Raw genomic sequence first — 18,321 nt, forward strand, 5'->3', positions numbered from 1 at the left:
ATGAATACATACCTTTTTAACGAATAACGGAAAAATCCCTCTTATAAATACTTTCTCTTCCAACAGAATAATAATCTATTCCTTGTTTCTTGACATCCTCATCAGTATAACAATTTCTTCCATCAAATAAAATAGGTTCTCTCATAAGTTGTACGTACTTTCCTAACGGATACGTTCGGATAGCCTCCCATTCTGTCACGATAAAAGCCGCACTCGCTCCTCTAATCGATTCATCTATACATTCGCTATATTGTATAGTCTCCCCAAAGATATTTTTCATATTTTGAATCGCCTTTGGGTCATATAGTACTATGTTTGCACCTATATTCATTAATTCTTGTATCATAATAAGGGACGGTGCTTCTCTTATATCATCTGTATTCGGTTTAAATGCTGCTCCCAGCACTGCAATCCGCTTCTTGTTCATATTTATTACTTTCTTTGCTTTCTCAATCAATAATAGCTGTTGTTTATTATTCACTTCAATGACGGCTTTTAACAAACGAAAATCATGCGCCACATTCCCTGCAATTTGCACAAGCGCTTTCGTATCTTTCGGAAAACACGATCCCCCGTAACCAATGCCCGCATTTAAAAAAGACGACCCAATTCTCTTATCCATTCCCATTCCTTTTGCAACATCTAATACATTAGCTCCTACCTTCTCACATATATTTGAAATTTCATTGATAAAACTAATTTTTGTCGCTAAAAAGGCATTCGATGCGTATTTAATCATCTCTGCACTTTTTATATCTGTAACATACGTTTGCAAATGTAATTTACTATATAAATTTTCAACTTTTCGCGCCGCTTCCTCGTTATCTGCTCCAATTACAATACGATCTCCCTGAAAAAAATCGTAAATCCCTGAACCCTCCCGTAAAAATTCGGGATTCGATACAATATGTAATTCATGCCTATTTTGTAATGTCTCCTCAATCCATCCCCTCATAGCACCATTCGTCCCTACAGGAACAGTACTTTTTGTAACAACAATAATGTCTTTAGTCGCATATGCTCCAATATCAAAACATGCATTTTGAATATATGTTAAATCTGCTGTACCATCTAATAACGATGGCGTTCCAACTGCAATAAATATAAATTCTGCATCATGAAATGCTTCTTCTTTACTCGTTGTAAAAGTTAAACGATTATTCTCACACGCATCATGTATTAATTCATATAAGCCAGCTTCATAAATAGGCAGATCCCCTTGTTTTATCCGTTCAATTTTCTCATCATTTATATCAAAACATGTAACCGAATGTCCCAATACTGCCAATCCTACTCCTGTAATCAATCCAACGTATCCGGTGCCTATTATCGTAATTTTCATTTCCTTTTCGCACAGGAATATACAATAGAAAATATACGAATACATAGAATTTCCCCTGTGCTTCCCCCTCTCATATCAAAAATGAGAAAACTCTTTTACTTCTTTATTATATGAATTACTTTTTTCATTCTTTTTTAAGTTTTTGTAAAATTAAATATTGTCCATAAAACCAATAGAAATTTTACCGAGATTAAAGCTGTACGTTCAAGCGGGACAAATTCCCACATTTTAACACGGAACTTACTCATTTCTACGTGTAACACTTATAATATTGAAATAAAAGTATTCGCTATTAAAGAAAAAGAGAAAATGTCATATTCCAAAGCCCAATACGATTAACCTTCTCAAATGATTCAACATTCTGTATACAATTGTCATATATTCTATCTGCTTCCATTTACCGTAAAACGAAAAAAAGATTGAATTCTAATCTTTTTGTGATACCATATGTTATGAGCCTGTAAATAAACATCATAATTTTCAGATAAATATATCAAAAAAAAATTACGTTATACTATAAAAGGGTGGGGTATTAATGGACTCACAAGTGATTTATGCCATTTTGGCATCTTTCATCACTGTACTCGTCGTTACTCCTTTAGTTATTAAGTTAGCTTTTAAAATAGGAGCAACAGATAAGCCAAACGCGCGTAAAGTGCACCAAAAGATTATGCCTCGTCTTGGCGGGTTAGCAATATTTATTGGTGTGGCTGTTGGATTTGTTGTCGGTGGCTTATACGAACAAAGAATGTTATCGATAACGCTAGGTGCGATTATCATTGTAATCATCGGTATTTTAGATGATATGTACGAGTTATCTGCGAAGGTAAAATTTGGTGGACAACTATTAGTTGCCATTATGATTGTAAAAAGTGGATTATTAGTGCAAGTATTATATATTCCAATCCTCGGGGATACTGAACTTGGATGGCTTGCTTACCCAATTACAGTATTTTGGATTGTAGGTATTACAAATGCCATCAACTTAATTGACGGCTTAGATGGATTATCCGCTGGTATTTCATCTATCGTACTGGCAACGCTAGCATATATGGCCTTCACTAGCCCATGGGGTACTGGAGCTGCTATTATCTTACCACTAGCATTAATTACATTAGCAAGTACAATTGGATTTTTATTCTACAACTTCCATCCAGCAAAAATTTTCATGGGAGATACAGGAGCACTATTTTTAGGATACTGTATTTCTGTTATATCGTTACTTGGATTATACAAAAGTGTAACGTTATTCAGCTTTATCGTTCCAGTTATCATTTTAGGCGTGCCTGTATTTGATACGACATTTGCAATTATCCGTCGTATCGTAAATAAAAAACCTATTTCAGCACCAGATAAGTCGCATTTACATCACCGTTTACTTGCAATGGGCTTCTCTCATCGTAAAACGGTACTAATTATATACGCATTCGGTATTTTCTTTAGTGTAAATGCAATCATTTTCTCTAGTGCGACATTATGGTTATCCATTATTCTTCTTTTCGTTTTAATCTTCTTTACAGAGATTATTGCTGAAGTAATTGGACTTGTACATGAACGTTACAAACCACTTATTTCCTTTTATAAAAAAGTGAAAAAACGCGAAGACTAATTGTAGTATAGCCTTTACTATTATGAAATATTCAAATAGCATCCTCTTTCTTATAAGAGGATGCTATTTTTTATTCGTTATTTTACATTTCCAAAATATAGCTTGTTTGAGAGTTCCACTATTGGAGAAAGATATACATAATAAGAAAAGGATTATATTTTCTTTTTTACATCTTGATGATTGTCAAACTGAGGGTGAATGTTATGATCAAGCGAGTATTTCAATACATTATTTTATTTTTAACGATTACTATGTACGCGTCATCTCATGCAGGAGCAACTACAATTCCCCCTGCTGAACATCATCCAAATACCGAAACTTCCTCTTCTACAAAAAAAATCGCGTACTTAACATTTGATGACGGACCAAACAAATATACTACGCAAATTTTAAACATCTTAAAAGAAAAGAACGGAAAAGCAACTTTCTTTGTTATTGGTGGAAAAGTACCACATTATAAAAAGACAATGCAACGATTAATTAAAGATGGACATTATATCGGACTTCACAGTATGTCCCATGATGTAAAACGCCTTTACACTGGTGATCCATCCGCTTTAATTACAGAAATGGAACAAACACAAAACATTGTCCAACAAGTTACAACATTAAATACACATCTCGTTCGTGTCCCATATGGTAGCATGCCTTACTTAAAAAAGAATTACCGTGATGCACTTGTATCAGCCCAATATAAAATGTGGGATTGGACAATCGATACATACGACTGGAAAAGCTATGATAACCCTTCTGCCATACTAGAAAGGGTACGTAATCAGAGCGATGAACAAGTCGAAGTAATTTTAATGCATGATTCGAGTGTAACCGTACAAATACTGCCACAAGTAATTGATTACTTACAGTCACAAGGATACAAGCTTCTTCCCTATAATCCATCTTCTCATCTCGAAGTAAACTTTTGGAAAGACACAAGATTGTAACAGCTTTAGTGCCTATGTGCTAAAGCTGTTTTATTTTTCTCTTCCCACCCTTCCCATTTTTGTGTAAAATTTTAAATAGTGATGAAGTTTCGAGGTGAATAGAAATGAAACGAATAGATCTCATTTTTAACGCAATACAAAAAGGCAATTATACAGAAGGTGTAACTGCATCAGAACTCGCTACCCTGTTGCAACTAGATCGAGCCAATGTAAGTAGCGACTTAAACAAACTCGTAAAAGATAAACGTTTATTAAAAACAAATACGCGTCCTGTTCGTTTTTATATAGAAACGAACACTTCGTTGGAAACGCATTCAAAAGAAGTAACTTCATTAGATACATTTGCAGTTGAAAATACGAGCCTTAAAATCGCAATCGAAAAAGCGAAAGCTTCTATTCTCTATCCTCCAAACGGTATGCATACTTTACTGCTCGGAGAAACAGGCGTCGGAAAATCCATGTTTGCTTCTTTAATGCACGAATATGCAATTGAAGTTGAACAGCTTCCTAAAAATGCACCATTTATCGTCTTTAACTGTGCCGATTATGCAAATAACCCACAGCTACTACTAGGACAATTATTTGGGATTAAAAAAGGAGCATATACAGGGGCAAGTGATCAAAAAGGGTTAATTGAAAAAGCACATGAAGGGATCCTTTTCTTAGATGAAGTACATCGCCTTCCTCCAGAGGGACAAGAAATGCTTTTCACCTTTATTGACCGCGGGGTATATCGCCGCCTTGGAGAAACAGAAAACGAACGTAAAGCACAAGTATTGATCATTACTGCAACAACAGAAGAACCAAATTCATTTTTATTAAAAACATTTACAAGACGTATACCAATGACTGTCACGCTGCCACCACTTCGTGAGCGTACACATAAAGAACGTTTTGCTTTACTGCAACTATTTTTCACAAATGAAGCAATTCGCTTGCGAAAAGAAATTCACGTTAGTCCGAATGCAATGCGTGCTTTCGTCTTTTACAATTGTCCCAATAACATCGGTCAATTAAAAACGGATGTACAAATTGCCTGTGCGAAAGCCTATTCTGACTTCGTGACAAAGAAACGTGATTCTGTCTATGTTTCAAGTACAGATTTACCTTGGTACATGAAAGAAGGGCTCTTCATTGAAAGAAAAAGCCGTCATCTATACCAAATACCGAATGAAACATTTATATTTACAGGTGATGAAGGTTGGAGTAATCATAAGGCAGAAAATGAAAAACAGTCTTCTATTTACGATTATATTGACTATAAATATGAAGAACTTCAAGCTCGTGGTATTGAAGAGGAAGAATTAGAATTACTAATAGAAAATGATATTCAAAGCTTTTTCGTACAATATTTTAACCAAATGTCAAAAAAGACAAGTCATGAAAATGTTTTTAAAATTGTAGATCGTAATATCGTTTCCGTTTGTGAAAAGATTGCTGAACTTGCTGAAAAACATTTATCCAAGACATTCGACGAAAAAGTATTTCTCGCTTTAAGTTTACATGTACAGACAACTCTACAACGTTTACAAGCTGGAAAACAAATTCATCACCCACAATTAAATCAAATTCGTACGAAATATAAAGAAGCTTTTTCCGTAGCTATGCAATGCATTCAGCTACTGGAAGACGAATTACAAATAACAATGCCTATCGACGAAGCAGGCTTTTTAACAATGTTCTTCGTCGTTGATCCAATTCCTGCCTCACAAACAGAAGTAAAAGTATTAATATTAGCGCACGGCAACGGCATAGCAACAGAAATGGCAAACGTCGCAAACGAACTGCTCGGCATTGACGAAGTAACCGGTATCGATATGCCGTTACATGAATCGCCGAAAGATTTCTTAGAACGTGTGAAAGTGTATATGAAAACACTCCAGAATGTAAATGGGCTTCTCTTACTCGTTGATATGGGATCTCTCGCTTATATTGGGGATATATTAGAAACTGAGTTCAAAATTCCAGTGCGTGTTCTTTCCATGACGAGCACTCCACATGCACTAGAAGCGGCTCGAAAAGCTCAGCTTGGCTACTCGTTAGATGCATTATATGAAACAGTGAAGAACTTAACACCGTTTTACTTAAACGTACAAGAAGAAAAGAAAAAGCCACTATCACCAATGAAATCTGTTATTTTGACAGCTTGTTTAACTGGGGAAGGCAGTGCTTTAGCTATTCAAAAAATGTTGGAGAACTATTTGCGATTTGACAAAGACTTAATTGAAATCATTCCGATTAGTATCGTCCATGAAAAAGATTTAACAAAAATGATTGAGAACATAAAAAAAGAGCGGAATATCATTTGTATCGTTACGAATTTCGATGTGCAGGTGCCATGCTTAACTTATCATTTCCAAGATATTGTAAACTACACAGCGATTCAGCCAATTCAAGAATTAATTACGTATGAAGAAACATATGCAAAAATGGCTGATATTCTTGAACAACAAATGCAGCGTAACGACGGAGCATTACTTATTAAAACAATTCGTTACGCATTGAATACAATTCAAGAATTAATTTCCTTACAGCTAACTCCTGACAGTTTAATGGGTGTTATTCTGCATATGAGCTGTATGGTTGATCGTCTTCAAAAAGGAGAAAGCCTTCTCCCTCATCCAGATAAAGAGAAACGAAGACAAGATGAATACTGGATGTATATGAAAGTAAAAAAAGCATTGCAGCCAATTGAAAATACATTTGAAATACAAATACCTGATGACGAAGTGTTTTATGTTATGGACTTCTTCATTAAAAATCAGCCTGTAAAAAATTAATTGAGGTCGTTTTTTAGTATATCGAACGTAACTCGGATTTTATCAGCGATTTTTCAAACATATCGATTTACCGGCAATAATCGCTAAAATTTGCACCTTATAGCAAAAAAGGCTGTTCCAAAATATGGACAGCCTTTTTTCTACTTCTTTACTTTCCTGATTCTCCCCCTTATTTCACCCTTCTTATGGGACTTCGTATAAACATTTACATATACATTCGCCTGAATGATTTCTTGAAGTAAGCTATCAAACGCTCGCCCTTGTAAAGGCCCTTCAAAATCCTCCACATTAACTACACTGGTCACGACTCCTTCACTTACACTAATACCTTGCTTTAGCGGACCAAACAAATTTAGAACAACTGGACCAATTTGATCCGATTTCCCTAAATGAATTTGGCATGATGTAACTTTTTCGATGTTTTTCAATATGACCCTATATTGTAATTTCTTTAAATCATCACTAAATATAAACTCTGCTACGCCAAAAGCTTCTGTATTTACAGGAGGTATTTCCCTCTTGCCTGTTAACCTCGCAAAGAAATGTGTTGTCATACGGGCATTCTCCTTATATAAATTTCCCAGCACTACTTCTACTACTTTATGGTTTATACATAATCATTTATGACTTTTTCAAGTGTTAATTACGAAGAAAAGATTCACATAATCTTTACATTAGAATCGTTCCTTTTTCTTTACTACCTCTTGTATAATGCACATAGAAAAACATTCTAGGAGGTCGTTTTGGAAAATAACAAATACACTATTCACAAATTATTAGAGATTTTTCTCGTTTCATTTAAATTAGGACTTACTTCATTTGGTGGTCCTGTCGCCCATCTTGGGTATTTCCACCATGAATATGTGCAAAAAAGAAAATGGATAGATGAACGGAGCTACGGAGATTTAGTAGCACTAAGTCAATTCCTTCCTGGTCCTGCTAGCAGTCAAGTTGGTATGGGGGTTGGATTAGTAAGGGGCGGCCTATTAGGAGCTATTATTTCATGGATTGGATTCACACTACCATCTGTACTTGTTTTAGTTTTCTTCGCCTCATTCCTTAATCAATTTGACCTTGGAAGTGCTGGCTGGATTCATGGACTAAAACTTGTAGCAGTCGCTATTGTCGCCCATGCCATATGGGGAATGGCGCAAAAGTTAACACCAGACCGAAATCGTGCGACCATTGCTATTGTAACTGCCGCAATCGCCTTATTATGGCCAAGTAGCTGGACACAAATCATTCTCATTATAATATCTGGCTTTATCGGCTGGTTTTTATATCGCAACCAACCAATTAGCCAATCTCAAAATATAAAAGTACCTATTTCAAAAAAGATAGCAGTTTCTTGCCTCATCTTATTCTTCGGACTATTACTGCTGCTACCAATATTAAGACCGTTCTCTTATTACATCGCTTTATTTGATAGTTTCTATCACTCTGGTGCACTTGTATTTGGAGGCGGACACGTCGTCCTTCCCCTTCTTGAAGGTGAGTTCGTACAAAACGGAATGATGACGAAAGAACAATTTCTAGCTGGATACGGATTAACACAAGCAATGCCAGGACCACTATTTACATTCGCTTCTTATATAGGAGCAGTGTTAAACGGGACGCTTGGGGCAATACTCGCAACAATTGCGATCTTTCTTCCTGCTTTCTTACTCGTTATTGGTGTATTACCATTTTGGAACAGTGTGAGAAAAATATCTTTCATACAAGGCGCACTACTTGGAGTCAATGCCGCTGTTGTTGGTATTTTAATTGCCGCCTTTTATGATCCTATTTGGACAAGCACAATTATGAACGCTGTAGATTTTGTTTTTGCGTCTCTTCTATTTTGCTTGCTCGCTTTTTGGAAAACACCACCTTGGGTTATCGTTATACTTGGAGCCTTTGGCGGATATGTTCTATCCATTTTGTAAATAAAAAACGACGGCATTATATAGCCGTCGTTTTTTTATTAGAACTTCACAAGTTCTATTCCTTCTGGTAACTCACTCTCTGTTAAAATACGCAATTCTTTCACGCGATCCATTACGTAAGAAGAACGTTTCACAAGCTCTGGGTCAATATAAGCTGGATGAACCATAACTTCTACCGTTTGCTCACCTTGTACTCTTTCTTTTAACTTCACAAAATAATCTTCCGTCACACCATCCGCATAAAAATCACTATAAAACACGTCAGAAAATGGACGCACCGCTCGCTCGTCTTCACAACGACGAATTGGAACATTATATGTAGCAGCTAACCTTTCAAGAACATCGTGCAAGATCGGTAAGCTATGCACGTGATGATGACTATCTAAATGCGTTGGTTGTAATCCGTAAGATAAGAATTTCTCAATTTGAGCAATCCACTCTCTCTCAACTTCCTCTGGATTTACGTTCCCTTCCCATACGACGCTTTGTTTATGAAACAATCCATCGCTACTTACAAGTGATGGTACGTCTCCAAGAAGCGGCTTACCTGCCGTTAATACGAGATGTACGCCTACCCCTAACGTTTTATACTCTTTCGCTAAGCGTACCGCATGCTCTGTTCCTGGCATATTCATCATCATCGTCGTTGAATTTACAAGTCCATTTATATGTCCATCAATAATGCCGTAATTTGTACCTTCTGTAAGACCGAAATCATCTGCATTTACAATTAACTTAATCATCATAATACCTCCTAATAGAATAAAAAAAGCGGGCTAAATAGCGCCGCTTTATTTCTCTACCTTTTTGAAGAACTGTGGAAGATATTCTTTATGTGCTTCCAACATTTCATCTAAAATTTGTTTTGCAACTTTATCTGATGGTACAAGTGGATTAATTGTCATAGCAAGCAGCGCCTTATGATAATCCCCTGTAACAGCAGCTTCAATTGTTGTGCGCTCAAATGATTTAATTTGCTGTACTAAACCGCGAACTGGTACTGGAAGATCTCCAACCGCAATTGGTTTTGGGCCTTCTTTCGTAATAATACAGTTCACTTCAACAGCAGAATCATGTGGTAAGCTTGCAATTGTTCCGTTGTTTCGTGTATTAACAGGCTGGATATCACCTTTATTATTATAAATAGACGTAATTAAACTACATGCTGCGTCACTATAATAAGCGCCGCCACGTTTTTCTAATTGTGGTGGTTTAATATCTAAATTCGGGTCTTTATATAACTCGAATAAATCATCTTCTAATTGTTTTACTACTTCTGCACGTGTACCTTTTTCAACCGAAGCTTCTTTCTCTTCTTCTAGCATTTCACGTGTTTTGTAGTAGTAACGATGGTATGGACATGGAATTGCACGAAGGCCGCGAATAAAGTCAGGCTCCCAGTTAAGCGCAGCGATATTTTCCATCGTAATTTGCTTTTCCGGATCTGTTACAAGCTCTAATACACGATCCATTACACTTACGCCATCTAAATATACATCTAGTCCGTATACCATATGGTTTAAACCTGCGAAGTCAACGTGGACACGACTTGCATCTACTTCAAGTAATCTCGCAAGACCCATGCGAATTCCGATTGGAACGTTACATAGACCAACTACTCTTTGAATATTTGTATAACGAAGAACAGCTTCTGTTACCATACCAGCTGGGTTTGCAAAGTTAATTAACCATGCATTCGGACAAAGCTCCTCCATATCCTTACAAATATCTAAAATAACAGGAATCGTTCTCAATGCTTTGAATAAACCACCAGGACCATTCGTTTCCTGACCGATTACATCATATTTTAACGGGATTGCTTCATCTTTTGCACGAGCTTCTAATAAACCTACGCGAAGCTGCGTCGTTACGAAGTCAGCATCTTTTAATGCTTCGCGACGATCAAGCGTTAAATGTACCTCAATTGGCAAACCAGATTTTTTCACCATACGTTTCGCTAAGTTACCAACGATTTCTAACTTTTCTTTTCCTGCCTCAATATCTACTAACCAAATTTCACGAACAGGAAGCTCATCATAACGCTTAATAAATCCTTCAATTAACTCTGGTGTATAACTAGATCCACCGCCGATTGTAGCAATTTTAATTCCAGTCATGCTTTATTCCCCTTTCGCTTCAAGCTTTTTATAAAGATCGATAAACTCTGCTGCTAATTCTTTTACTGTAATCGCATTCATTAAATGATCTTGTGCGTGAATTAAAAGAACACTAATCTCTGTTTTTTCTCCTCTTGCTTCTGATTGTATGAGCTCTGTCTGGAAATGATGCGCCTCATTAATCGCTTCTTTCGCCTTTACCATCGCTTCATCAGCTTCTGCCATTTTCCCCTGTTTGGCAAATTGAAGTGCCTCCATCGCAAAGCTTCGTGCATTACCACTATTTAAAATTAATTGGAATGGAATTTGTTCTGCTGTAGTCATCATAATTACCGCCCTCTCTATTATCGTTCAACCGATTTACATACCCCTTCAGTTTGAACATGTCTATTAAAGTATTAATTTATGAATGATAGTTTGGTGTTCTTGGAGATGGTTCTCATCTTTTTGAACATGATATAAAGGTAGTTGTTCTCACAGACAATGCTGTCTGTGAGAACAATCTTTATGTTACATAGGTACAGAGTTGTTATTTCCTTGTGCTACTGCTTTTTCCGTACGAACAACTGAACGATCGCATAATACAACGAATGGATAATAGATTACCATTGCAATTACAAAGTTGAATAACTGTAGGAGTGCACCTGAAAGATGTCCACCTGTTACAAGATAACCACTAATAATTGGTGGTGTTGCCCATGGGATCATCACAACTGTTTTTGGTACCCAGCCAATAGATATAGCTGTATAAGAAGTAATTACTAATACAATTGGTGTTATGATAAACGGTAAGAATAAAATTGGATTTAAAATAATTGGTGTACCAAAGATTACTGGTTCGTTAATGTTGAATGCACCAGGACCAATTGATAAACGAGATACACCGCGTAATTGCGCACTTTTCGCTACAATTAATACAACGACTAAGAACGCTAATGTTGCACCAGAACCACCAAGATATACGAAAGTATCAAAGAATGGTTTTGTAACAATGTTTGGAACATCAAATGCAGATGTACCACCTTTGAATAACTGCATGTTTTTCTCTAATGCCGGTAAGTATAATGGCTCAATAATACCACCAACGATATTTGGACCATGTAAACCGAAGAACCAAAGAAGATGAACAAGGAGTACAATGACAATTGCACTTGGTAATGTCCCTGCTAAACTTTGCAGTGGTGATTGAATTGTATTAAAGATAAATTCATGAACACTTGTACCAGCTAATTTCACTGCTAATTGAATACCTGCAACTAATGTTAAGATAACAAATGCTGGAACTATAGCTGCGAAAGATCTTAAAACTGCTGGTGGTACTCCATCGGGCATTTTAAAAGTAATGTTTCTTTGTACAAAGAAGCGGAATACTTCAGTAACAAGGAGTGCCACAATAATTGCTACGAATAACCCTTGTGCACCTGTCCAAGCTAAGTTCAATCCGCCTTCTTTCGGTGTTGTTGGCGTAAGAATAATTAACGCACCAAATGAAATAATACCTGCTGACAAACCATCAACGCCGTAAGATTTTGCTAAGTTATAACTTGTTGTAAATGCTATGATTAGTGCTAGAATCGCGAAAGAACCAGTCCACATTCCACCGCCAACTTGTTTCCACGTTTCACCAAACAAACCTTTCATGAAATCTTGGAAAGCTTCAGATGGAAAACCATTAATTAGTGATGCCAGTGCACCAACTAAAATAAGTGGCATAACTGCAATAAATCCGTCACGGATCGCAGCTAAGTGACGTTGCGATCCGATTTTACCAGCGACAGGAACAATATATTTCTCCATAAATGCAATAAACTTTTGCATTTTGCTTCCCCCCTAATTATTTTTTAAGTGTTAATGCGTGATCTAAAACTGCCTCTCCATTCATCATGCCGTAGTGCATTGGATTGATAACGTCGATTCCAACGTTTTTCTCATCAGCAAGCGTTTTCATTGAAGAAAGCATGTAACGAACTTGTGGTCCTAGTAATAATACATCTGCTTGATCGATATTCGTTTTTACTGCATCCCCAGATACAGCCCAAATCTTTCCTTCTAGACCGCGAGCTTTTGCAGCCGCTTCCATTTTTGTAACTAGTAAACTTGTAGACATCCCTGCTGAGCAACATAATAAAATATTCATTTGAAAATCCCCCTTGTGTAGTATAAAAAATTAATATTTTATTTATTTTTCTTTACGCTATTTATCAATGCAATTAGCGTGCCAACTTTTTAAAACCACTAAAATCAGCACTTTTTCGACCATTTTCTTTGTGTGTTAACGCTTTCAATTAGTGTGTCGACCCAAAAACACACAGTGTGTTATAAAACAACACGCTTTTAACACATAACTGTATGAAAATAGATTAGTGTTTAGTTGTCTAGTTGTATTTAAAATAAAAAAACACTAAAAAAATTTTTTAGTGTTTTTATCCTCTATTTAATGAAATAAAAAACCTTGCATACGCAAGGTTCATTCAGATATTGACATCTTCCTATATAATTCTACAAACTCACTCGCTAATTCCTTCACTGTAATTGCATTCATTAAATGATCTTGCGCATGTACCATTAGAAGGGTAACCTCAGTCTTTTCACCACCGGCTTCTTTCTGTATGAGATCCGTTTGTACACGGTGCGCCTCTTTTAATTCCTCTAACGCTTCTTGTAATTTCGCTTCTGCTTCTGTAAACTCTCCACGCTTCGCGCAATCAATTGCTTCCATTGAACAACTTCTCGCATTTCCCCCATGCAAGATTAAGTGAAAGGCCTTCATTTCTACCGTATCCATTTTAGTTCTTTACGCCCCCTTTTCTTCCGCTAATTTTTGTTTATCCCATATTTTTAAGAATGGTAAATATATGACGAACGCTAGTGCAAAATTAACGAGTTGCAAAATCACACCTGAAATTTTGCCACCCGATCCTAAATATCCACTAAATAGAATTGGTGTCGTCCATGTTACAGCAGCACCACTTGGACGAGCCACCAATCCCCACTCCATTGCGAAATAAGAAACAATTGTTAACACAACTGGAACTACTATAAATGGAATAAGTAACAGTGGATTCATGACAATTGGCATACCGAAAGTTACCATTTCATTAATATTAAAAATACCAGGTGCAATTGACAATCGTCCTAAACTTTTTAATTGCTGACTTCGCGCAAACAATAACATTCCGACAACTAAGGCTAGTGTTGCACCAGAACCGCCCATATAAATCCATAAATCAAAAAACTGTGCAGTAATCGTGTTCGGTACATCTTGGCCCGCTTGAAAAGCAATCCGGTTCTGATCCATTAACGATAACCAAATCGGGCTCATTACACCGCCCACAATTGTAGCTCCATGAATTCCACACGCCCAAAGGACATGAACGAGAATAACCGCTATAACTGCTCCCCAAAGACTAGCACCAAGTATACTCAGCGGTTCTTGCAGTAGCTTCCCTACAACATTATGAATGCTTCCGAAAGTTGTGTGTTCAAAAATCAATCTAATGATCCAAACAACTGTCACAACAATAAACCCAGGAATAAGCGCTGCAAATGAACGCGTTACTGCCGGTGGAACTGTCTCAGGCATTTTTATAATCATCTTTTTTTGTACAAGAAATCGGTATATTTCAGTAGATATAATTGCAATAATCATCGCTACAAATAAACCTTGGCTTCCCATTAATGCCGCTGGAATTACTCCATCTACCAGTATACTTTCTTTCGTACCCGGCATGATATATGCAACTTGAAATGGAGTTGCAAGTAAAAATGTCACAAGCGACAATGCCCCGGATGCTAGAGCGTCCACTTTATAATATTCCCCAAGCCTGTAAGCGATTCCAAAAACGGCTATTAAAGCCATTATATTAAAAGTTGCACTAACTGGATACCCTAATGCTACGTTCCAGTTTTTCCCGAACAAACTTGCCATAAATTCACTATACCCGGGGATTGGTAATGTACTAATAATAAGAAAAATTGATCCTATAATTAAGAACGGCATCGTCAATACAAGTCCATCACGAATTGCTAGCAAATGCCTCTGCTCTGCAACCTTTCCTGCTACCGGCATTACATATTTCTCTAAAAACCGTATCATCTATCCCACTCTCCTCATGGTTTCATTGACAAAGCTGCTTGCAAGATAGCTTCTCCATTACAAAGTCCGTAATGGACGGATTGAATGACATCAACAGGTACTCCTTTCCCCTTACATAATTCTTTCATTTTCGGTAATAAATAACGTACTTGCGGTCCAAGTAAAAGTACATCAGCTTCATCTATGTGACTATTTACTTCAGAACCTGATACAGCCCAGATCTTTACCTCTATCCCTTTTGCCTCTGCTGCTTTCTCCATTTTTGTAACAATCAAGCTAGAAGACATTCCCGCTGCACAGCAAAGTAAAATATTCATCCTTTTTCCCTCCCCCTTTTTCCAAACCTAAGTTACGGCGCATCCCTTACCACAACTAGGTTACAAATATATATGTCTAGATTTCCTGCTGTATGCCGAGCTTAAAAACAAAAATTTCTCGGTTTTCACGCTATTCCATCTATCCGTATTCTCCTAGTAAAGAGGGCTCTAACTCGCTATAATAATTCAGTATGATTTTTTATAATTGATAGGAGGATATATTTATGAAGGCGTATCGCTTTCCACTTATTTTATTATCTTCTATCCTAATTGGTGGTTTCATTGGTTATTTCATGGGTGCCGATGCAGTTGCTTTAAAGCCGCTTGGTGACATTTTCTTAAACTTAATGTTTACGATTGTTGTACCGTTAGTGTTCTTTAGCATCGCGTCATCTATTGCTAATATGGATGGATTAAAACGTTTCGGTAAAATTATGTCTAGTATGGCTGGGACTTTCTTATTTACAAGTATTTTAGCTGCTATTTTTATGATTATTGTCGTGAAAGTATTCCCGCCAGCACAAGGTGTTGTATTAGAACTAACCCAACCTGACAAAGCTGAAAAAGCAGTTAGTGTTGCAGATCAAATCGTCGGTATTCTAACAGTATCTGACTTCTCGAAGTTACTATCTCGTGAAAATATGTTAGCTCTTATTTTCTTCTCTATTTTAATGGGGGTTGCAACTTCAGCAGTTGGTGAAAAAGGCAAACCATTCGCTACATTCTTACAAGCTGGTGCAGAAATTTCAATGAAAGTTGTATCTTTCATTATGTACTACGCTCCAATCGGACTTGCTGCTTACTTCGCAGCATTAGTTGGTGAATTCGGACCACAGCTTCTTGGAACTTATTTCCGAGCAGCAATGGTATACTATCCAGCATCTCTTATTTACTTCTTTGTATTCTTTACGTTCTATGCATACCTTGCAGGTCGCAAGCAAGGTGTACAAGTATTTTGGAAGAACATGGTCTCTCCTACAGTTACATCTCTTGCAACTTGTAGTAGTGCCGCAAGTATTCCAGCAAACTTAGAAGCAACGAAGAAAATGGGTATCTCTTCTGACGTTCGTGAAACAGTTGTCCTTCTTGGATCTACACTCCATAAAGACGGCTCTGTTTTAGGCGGCGTATTAAAAATTGCTTTCTTATTCGGTATTTTCAACATGGAATTCGAAGGACCAAAAACATTAGCAATCGCACTTGTTGTTTCTTTATTAGTAGGAACAGTAATGGGCGCTATTCCAGGCGGAGGTATGATTGGTGAAATGTTAATCGTTTCTCTATACGGCTTCCCGCCAGAAGCATTGCCAATTATTGCAGCGATTAGTACTATCATTGATCCTCCTGCAACGATGTTAAACGTAACAGCAGATAACGCTTGTGCCGTAATGACAGCTCGCCTTGTAGAAGGTAAGAACTGGATCAAAAACAAATTTGCTTAATAGATAGAAAGAGGATGCTCCAAACGAGCATCCTCTTTTTTTGTTGTTAATCCATTCCGCCACAAATTTGTTAAAATCTTCACAAATATTCCACATCCATTATCCATTCTCCGTACTATAATCATGTATGGAAAAGGAGTTGGACATGATGACACAAAGCGCACCAGAATTTAAAGTTTTGCAAAGCATTGCATTCCTTGCTGTCGTTTTGCAAAGTTCGTTATTATATACAATGAATCAAGGAAATGTCTTACTTGAGCAATCCCTCATTATGGGCATGCTATTTAACCTTGCAAAATTTTCAGCACCTGCATTCATATTTATCGTCGGCTTCCACTTAATTCGTCACTATACAAAGCAATTAGTATACAAAGAATATATTTCTGAAAAAGCCGCACATTTACTCATTCCTTATCTCTTCTGGTCTATTCTTTACTTATTAACAACAAACGATATGATCACATTACAAGGCGGAATAAAAAGTTTATTACTCGGAACAGCCGCACCCCATCTTTGGTATGTAATTATGATGTTTCAAATTCACCTACTGTTCCCTTTACTGTGCACACTATTTTATTGGTTTCAAAAACGAACAGAAAATAAAAAAGACATATATAAATATATGACCGTCTTTGCTTCTCTATATTTCCTCTTAATGTGGTATTCTTCGCACTACATTTTTAATGGAGAGAAATTGACTAGCTCAACCATTTTACATTATACAGATCGTTCCTTCTTCTTCTATTCGTTCTATTTTGTCATGGGAGGAATCGCGGCTGTAGCACTAAAAACTTGGCGACTATTTGTCATGAAACATATCCCACTAATCACAATATTATTTTTCGTCTTATTTTTATTCATCAATTATGAGTTATTTAGTTTTTACGGAGCAAACTCTATTCATTTAACCGTTTCGACTTATTTAAAACCGTCTATGTTTTTATATATCGTATGCGAAATTATCATACTTTACGTGCTGTCTATTACAATCGTACAGCGACGCGGTTTCTTATATAAAGCTTTACGATTTATCGGGAATTACACGTATGGTGCTTATTTAGCTCACTTTCTCTTCTTGCAACTATGTACAAAGTTTCTTTCTTTATTCACACTGCAAGAAAACACAATATTATATAGCTTATTATTATTTACAATAACAGCCACAATCTCGATTTCAGCAATGGTCCTATGCAGTACACTACCATTTCATACATGGATTACAGGACCTTCTCCTACGATGAAATGGGCTAAGATTGTACTTCCGAAAAATCACGAAAAGGTATTCAAACCATATCTTTGATATAATAGAATTCCATAAAAGAAAAGAAAGTAGGACACACCTATGATTAATCAAATTGGGCAAATTATGCTATATGTAAATAATCAAGATGAAGCAGTACAATTTTGGACTGAGACAGTAGGATTCCAAATGATTGCGGAAGAAAATAACGGACAAGGTTTTCGCTGGATTGAAATTGCACCGTCAAAAGAAGCAAGCACAAGCATCGTCCTTCACGATAAAGCGTTAATTGCAAAAATGCAACCTGAATTAAACTTACATACACCTTCACTTATGTTCTTCTCTAACAACTTAGATCAACTGTATAAAGATCTTTCTGAGAAAAACGTTACTGTTGGACAAGTTGTAGATTTACCTACTGGCAGAGCTTTTAACTTCGCTGATAACGAAAACAATTACTTTGCGGTAATGGAACGCAAATAAAAAAGAAGCTATCCGAAAAAACCGGATAG

General features: G+C 36.7%; 17 protein-coding genes. 7 read left to right on the plus strand and 10 right to left on the minus strand.

Annotation, left to right across the window (positions count from 1 at the left end; translation table 11 throughout):
* Positions 1-16: 16 nt before the first annotated feature.
* Complete coding sequence (locus tag AC0NJG_RS10875; protein ID WP_143881671.1) at positions 17-1,387, minus strand: UDP-glucose dehydrogenase family protein; 1,371 nt, start codon at positions 1,385-1,387, stop codon at positions 17-19.
* Positions 1,388-1,877: 490 nt separating this feature from the next.
* Here AC0NJG_RS10875 and AC0NJG_RS10880 point away from each other — a divergent pair, with 490 nt between their 5' ends.
* From AC0NJG_RS10880 to AC0NJG_RS10890, 3 genes are all read left to right on the plus strand, one after another.
* Positions 1,878-2,951 (plus strand): glycosyltransferase family 4 protein, encoded by a 1,074-nt coding sequence (locus AC0NJG_RS10880; RefSeq protein WP_016718934.1) that lies wholly within the window; start codon positions 1,878-1,880, stop codon positions 2,949-2,951.
* A gap of 203 nt (positions 2,952-3,154) precedes the next feature.
* Positions 3,155-3,892 (plus strand): polysaccharide deacetylase family protein, encoded by a 738-nt coding sequence (locus tag AC0NJG_RS10885; RefSeq protein WP_087955111.1) that lies wholly within the window; start codon positions 3,155-3,157, stop codon positions 3,890-3,892.
* A gap of 104 nt (positions 3,893-3,996) precedes the next feature.
* Positions 3,997-6,672 carry a sigma-54-dependent transcriptional regulator gene (locus tag AC0NJG_RS10890; RefSeq protein WP_143881672.1) on the plus strand — a complete coding sequence of 892 codons (2,676 nt, stop codon included), beginning with the start codon at positions 3,997-3,999 and terminating at the stop codon, positions 6,670-6,672.
* Between the two features lie 140 nt (positions 6,673-6,812).
* Here AC0NJG_RS10890 and exsM read toward each other — a convergent pair whose 3' ends face one another.
* Positions 6,813-7,226, minus strand: a complete 414-nt coding sequence (gene exsM, locus AC0NJG_RS10895) for an exosporium regulatory protein ExsM (RefSeq protein ID WP_048553037.1) — start codon at positions 7,224-7,226, stop codon at positions 6,813-6,815.
* A 189-nt stretch (positions 7,227-7,415) separates the two neighbouring features.
* Between exsM and AC0NJG_RS10900 the strand changes: the two genes are divergently transcribed.
* On the plus strand, positions 7,416-8,597 hold the full coding sequence (locus AC0NJG_RS10900) for a chromate transporter (protein WP_474063037.1): 1,182 nt from the start codon (positions 7,416-7,418) through the stop codon (positions 8,595-8,597).
* A gap of 38 nt (positions 8,598-8,635) precedes the next feature.
* On the opposite strand, the gene chbG is transcribed toward AC0NJG_RS10900, so the two are convergent.
* The 8 genes from chbG to AC0NJG_RS10940 form a co-directional block, all read right to left on the minus strand.
* Complete coding sequence (gene chbG, locus AC0NJG_RS10905) at positions 8,636-9,340, minus strand: chitin disaccharide deacetylase (RefSeq protein WP_087955114.1); 705 nt, start codon at positions 9,338-9,340, stop codon at positions 8,636-8,638.
* Positions 9,341-9,388: 48 nt separating this feature from the next.
* Entirely contained in the window at positions 9,389-10,714 is a 1,326-nt protein-coding gene (gene celF, locus AC0NJG_RS10910; protein ID WP_000145757.1) for a 6-phospho-beta-glucosidase, read from the minus strand.
* Between the two features lie 3 nt (positions 10,715-10,717).
* Positions 10,718-11,041: a PTS lactose/cellobiose transporter subunit IIA gene (locus tag AC0NJG_RS10915; RefSeq protein ID WP_000989050.1), complete on the minus strand. Its 324-nt coding sequence runs from the start codon at positions 11,039-11,041 to the stop codon at positions 10,718-10,720.
* A gap of 183 nt (positions 11,042-11,224) precedes the next feature.
* The gene (gene celB, locus AC0NJG_RS10920) at positions 11,225-12,532 is read right to left on the minus strand and encodes a PTS cellobiose transporter subunit IIC (protein WP_087955115.1); all 1,308 of its coding nucleotides are present in this window, start codon (positions 12,530-12,532) and stop codon (positions 11,225-11,227) included.
* A gap of 16 nt (positions 12,533-12,548) precedes the next feature.
* On the minus strand, positions 12,549-12,851 hold the full coding sequence (locus AC0NJG_RS10925) for a PTS sugar transporter subunit IIB (protein WP_001023567.1): 303 nt from the start codon (positions 12,849-12,851) through the stop codon (positions 12,549-12,551).
* A 330-nt stretch (positions 12,852-13,181) separates the two neighbouring features.
* Positions 13,182-13,499, minus strand: coding sequence for a PTS lactose/cellobiose transporter subunit IIA (locus AC0NJG_RS10930; protein ID WP_087994272.1), 318 nt, complete (start codon positions 13,497-13,499; stop codon positions 13,182-13,184).
* Between the two features lie 9 nt (positions 13,500-13,508).
* Complete coding sequence (gene celB / locus AC0NJG_RS10935) at positions 13,509-14,810, minus strand: PTS cellobiose transporter subunit IIC (protein WP_087955117.1); 1,302 nt, start codon at positions 14,808-14,810, stop codon at positions 13,509-13,511.
* A 14-nt stretch (positions 14,811-14,824) separates the two neighbouring features.
* Positions 14,825-15,127 carry a PTS sugar transporter subunit IIB gene (locus AC0NJG_RS10940; protein ID WP_087955118.1) on the minus strand — a complete coding sequence of 101 codons (303 nt, stop codon included), beginning with the start codon at positions 15,125-15,127 and terminating at the stop codon, positions 14,825-14,827.
* A gap of 224 nt (positions 15,128-15,351) precedes the next feature.
* Between AC0NJG_RS10940 and AC0NJG_RS10945 the strand changes: the two genes are divergently transcribed.
* The 3 genes from AC0NJG_RS10945 (at position 15,352) to AC0NJG_RS10955 (ending at position 18,292) form a co-directional block, all read left to right on the plus strand.
* Complete coding sequence (locus AC0NJG_RS10945) at positions 15,352-16,569, plus strand: dicarboxylate/amino acid:cation symporter (protein ID WP_000649373.1); 1,218 nt, start codon at positions 15,352-15,354, stop codon at positions 16,567-16,569.
* Positions 16,570-16,717: 148 nt separating this feature from the next.
* A complete protein-coding gene (locus AC0NJG_RS10950; protein WP_087955119.1) occupies positions 16,718-17,869 on the plus strand; it encodes an acyltransferase in 1,152 nt (383 codons plus the stop codon).
* A 42-nt stretch (positions 17,870-17,911) separates the two neighbouring features.
* Positions 17,912-18,292, plus strand: coding sequence for a VOC family protein (locus tag AC0NJG_RS10955; protein ID WP_087955120.1), 381 nt, complete (start codon positions 17,912-17,914; stop codon positions 18,290-18,292).
* Positions 18,293-18,321 lie beyond the last annotated feature (29 nt).

Source organism: Bacillus sp. SSR7, assembly GCF_055902415.1.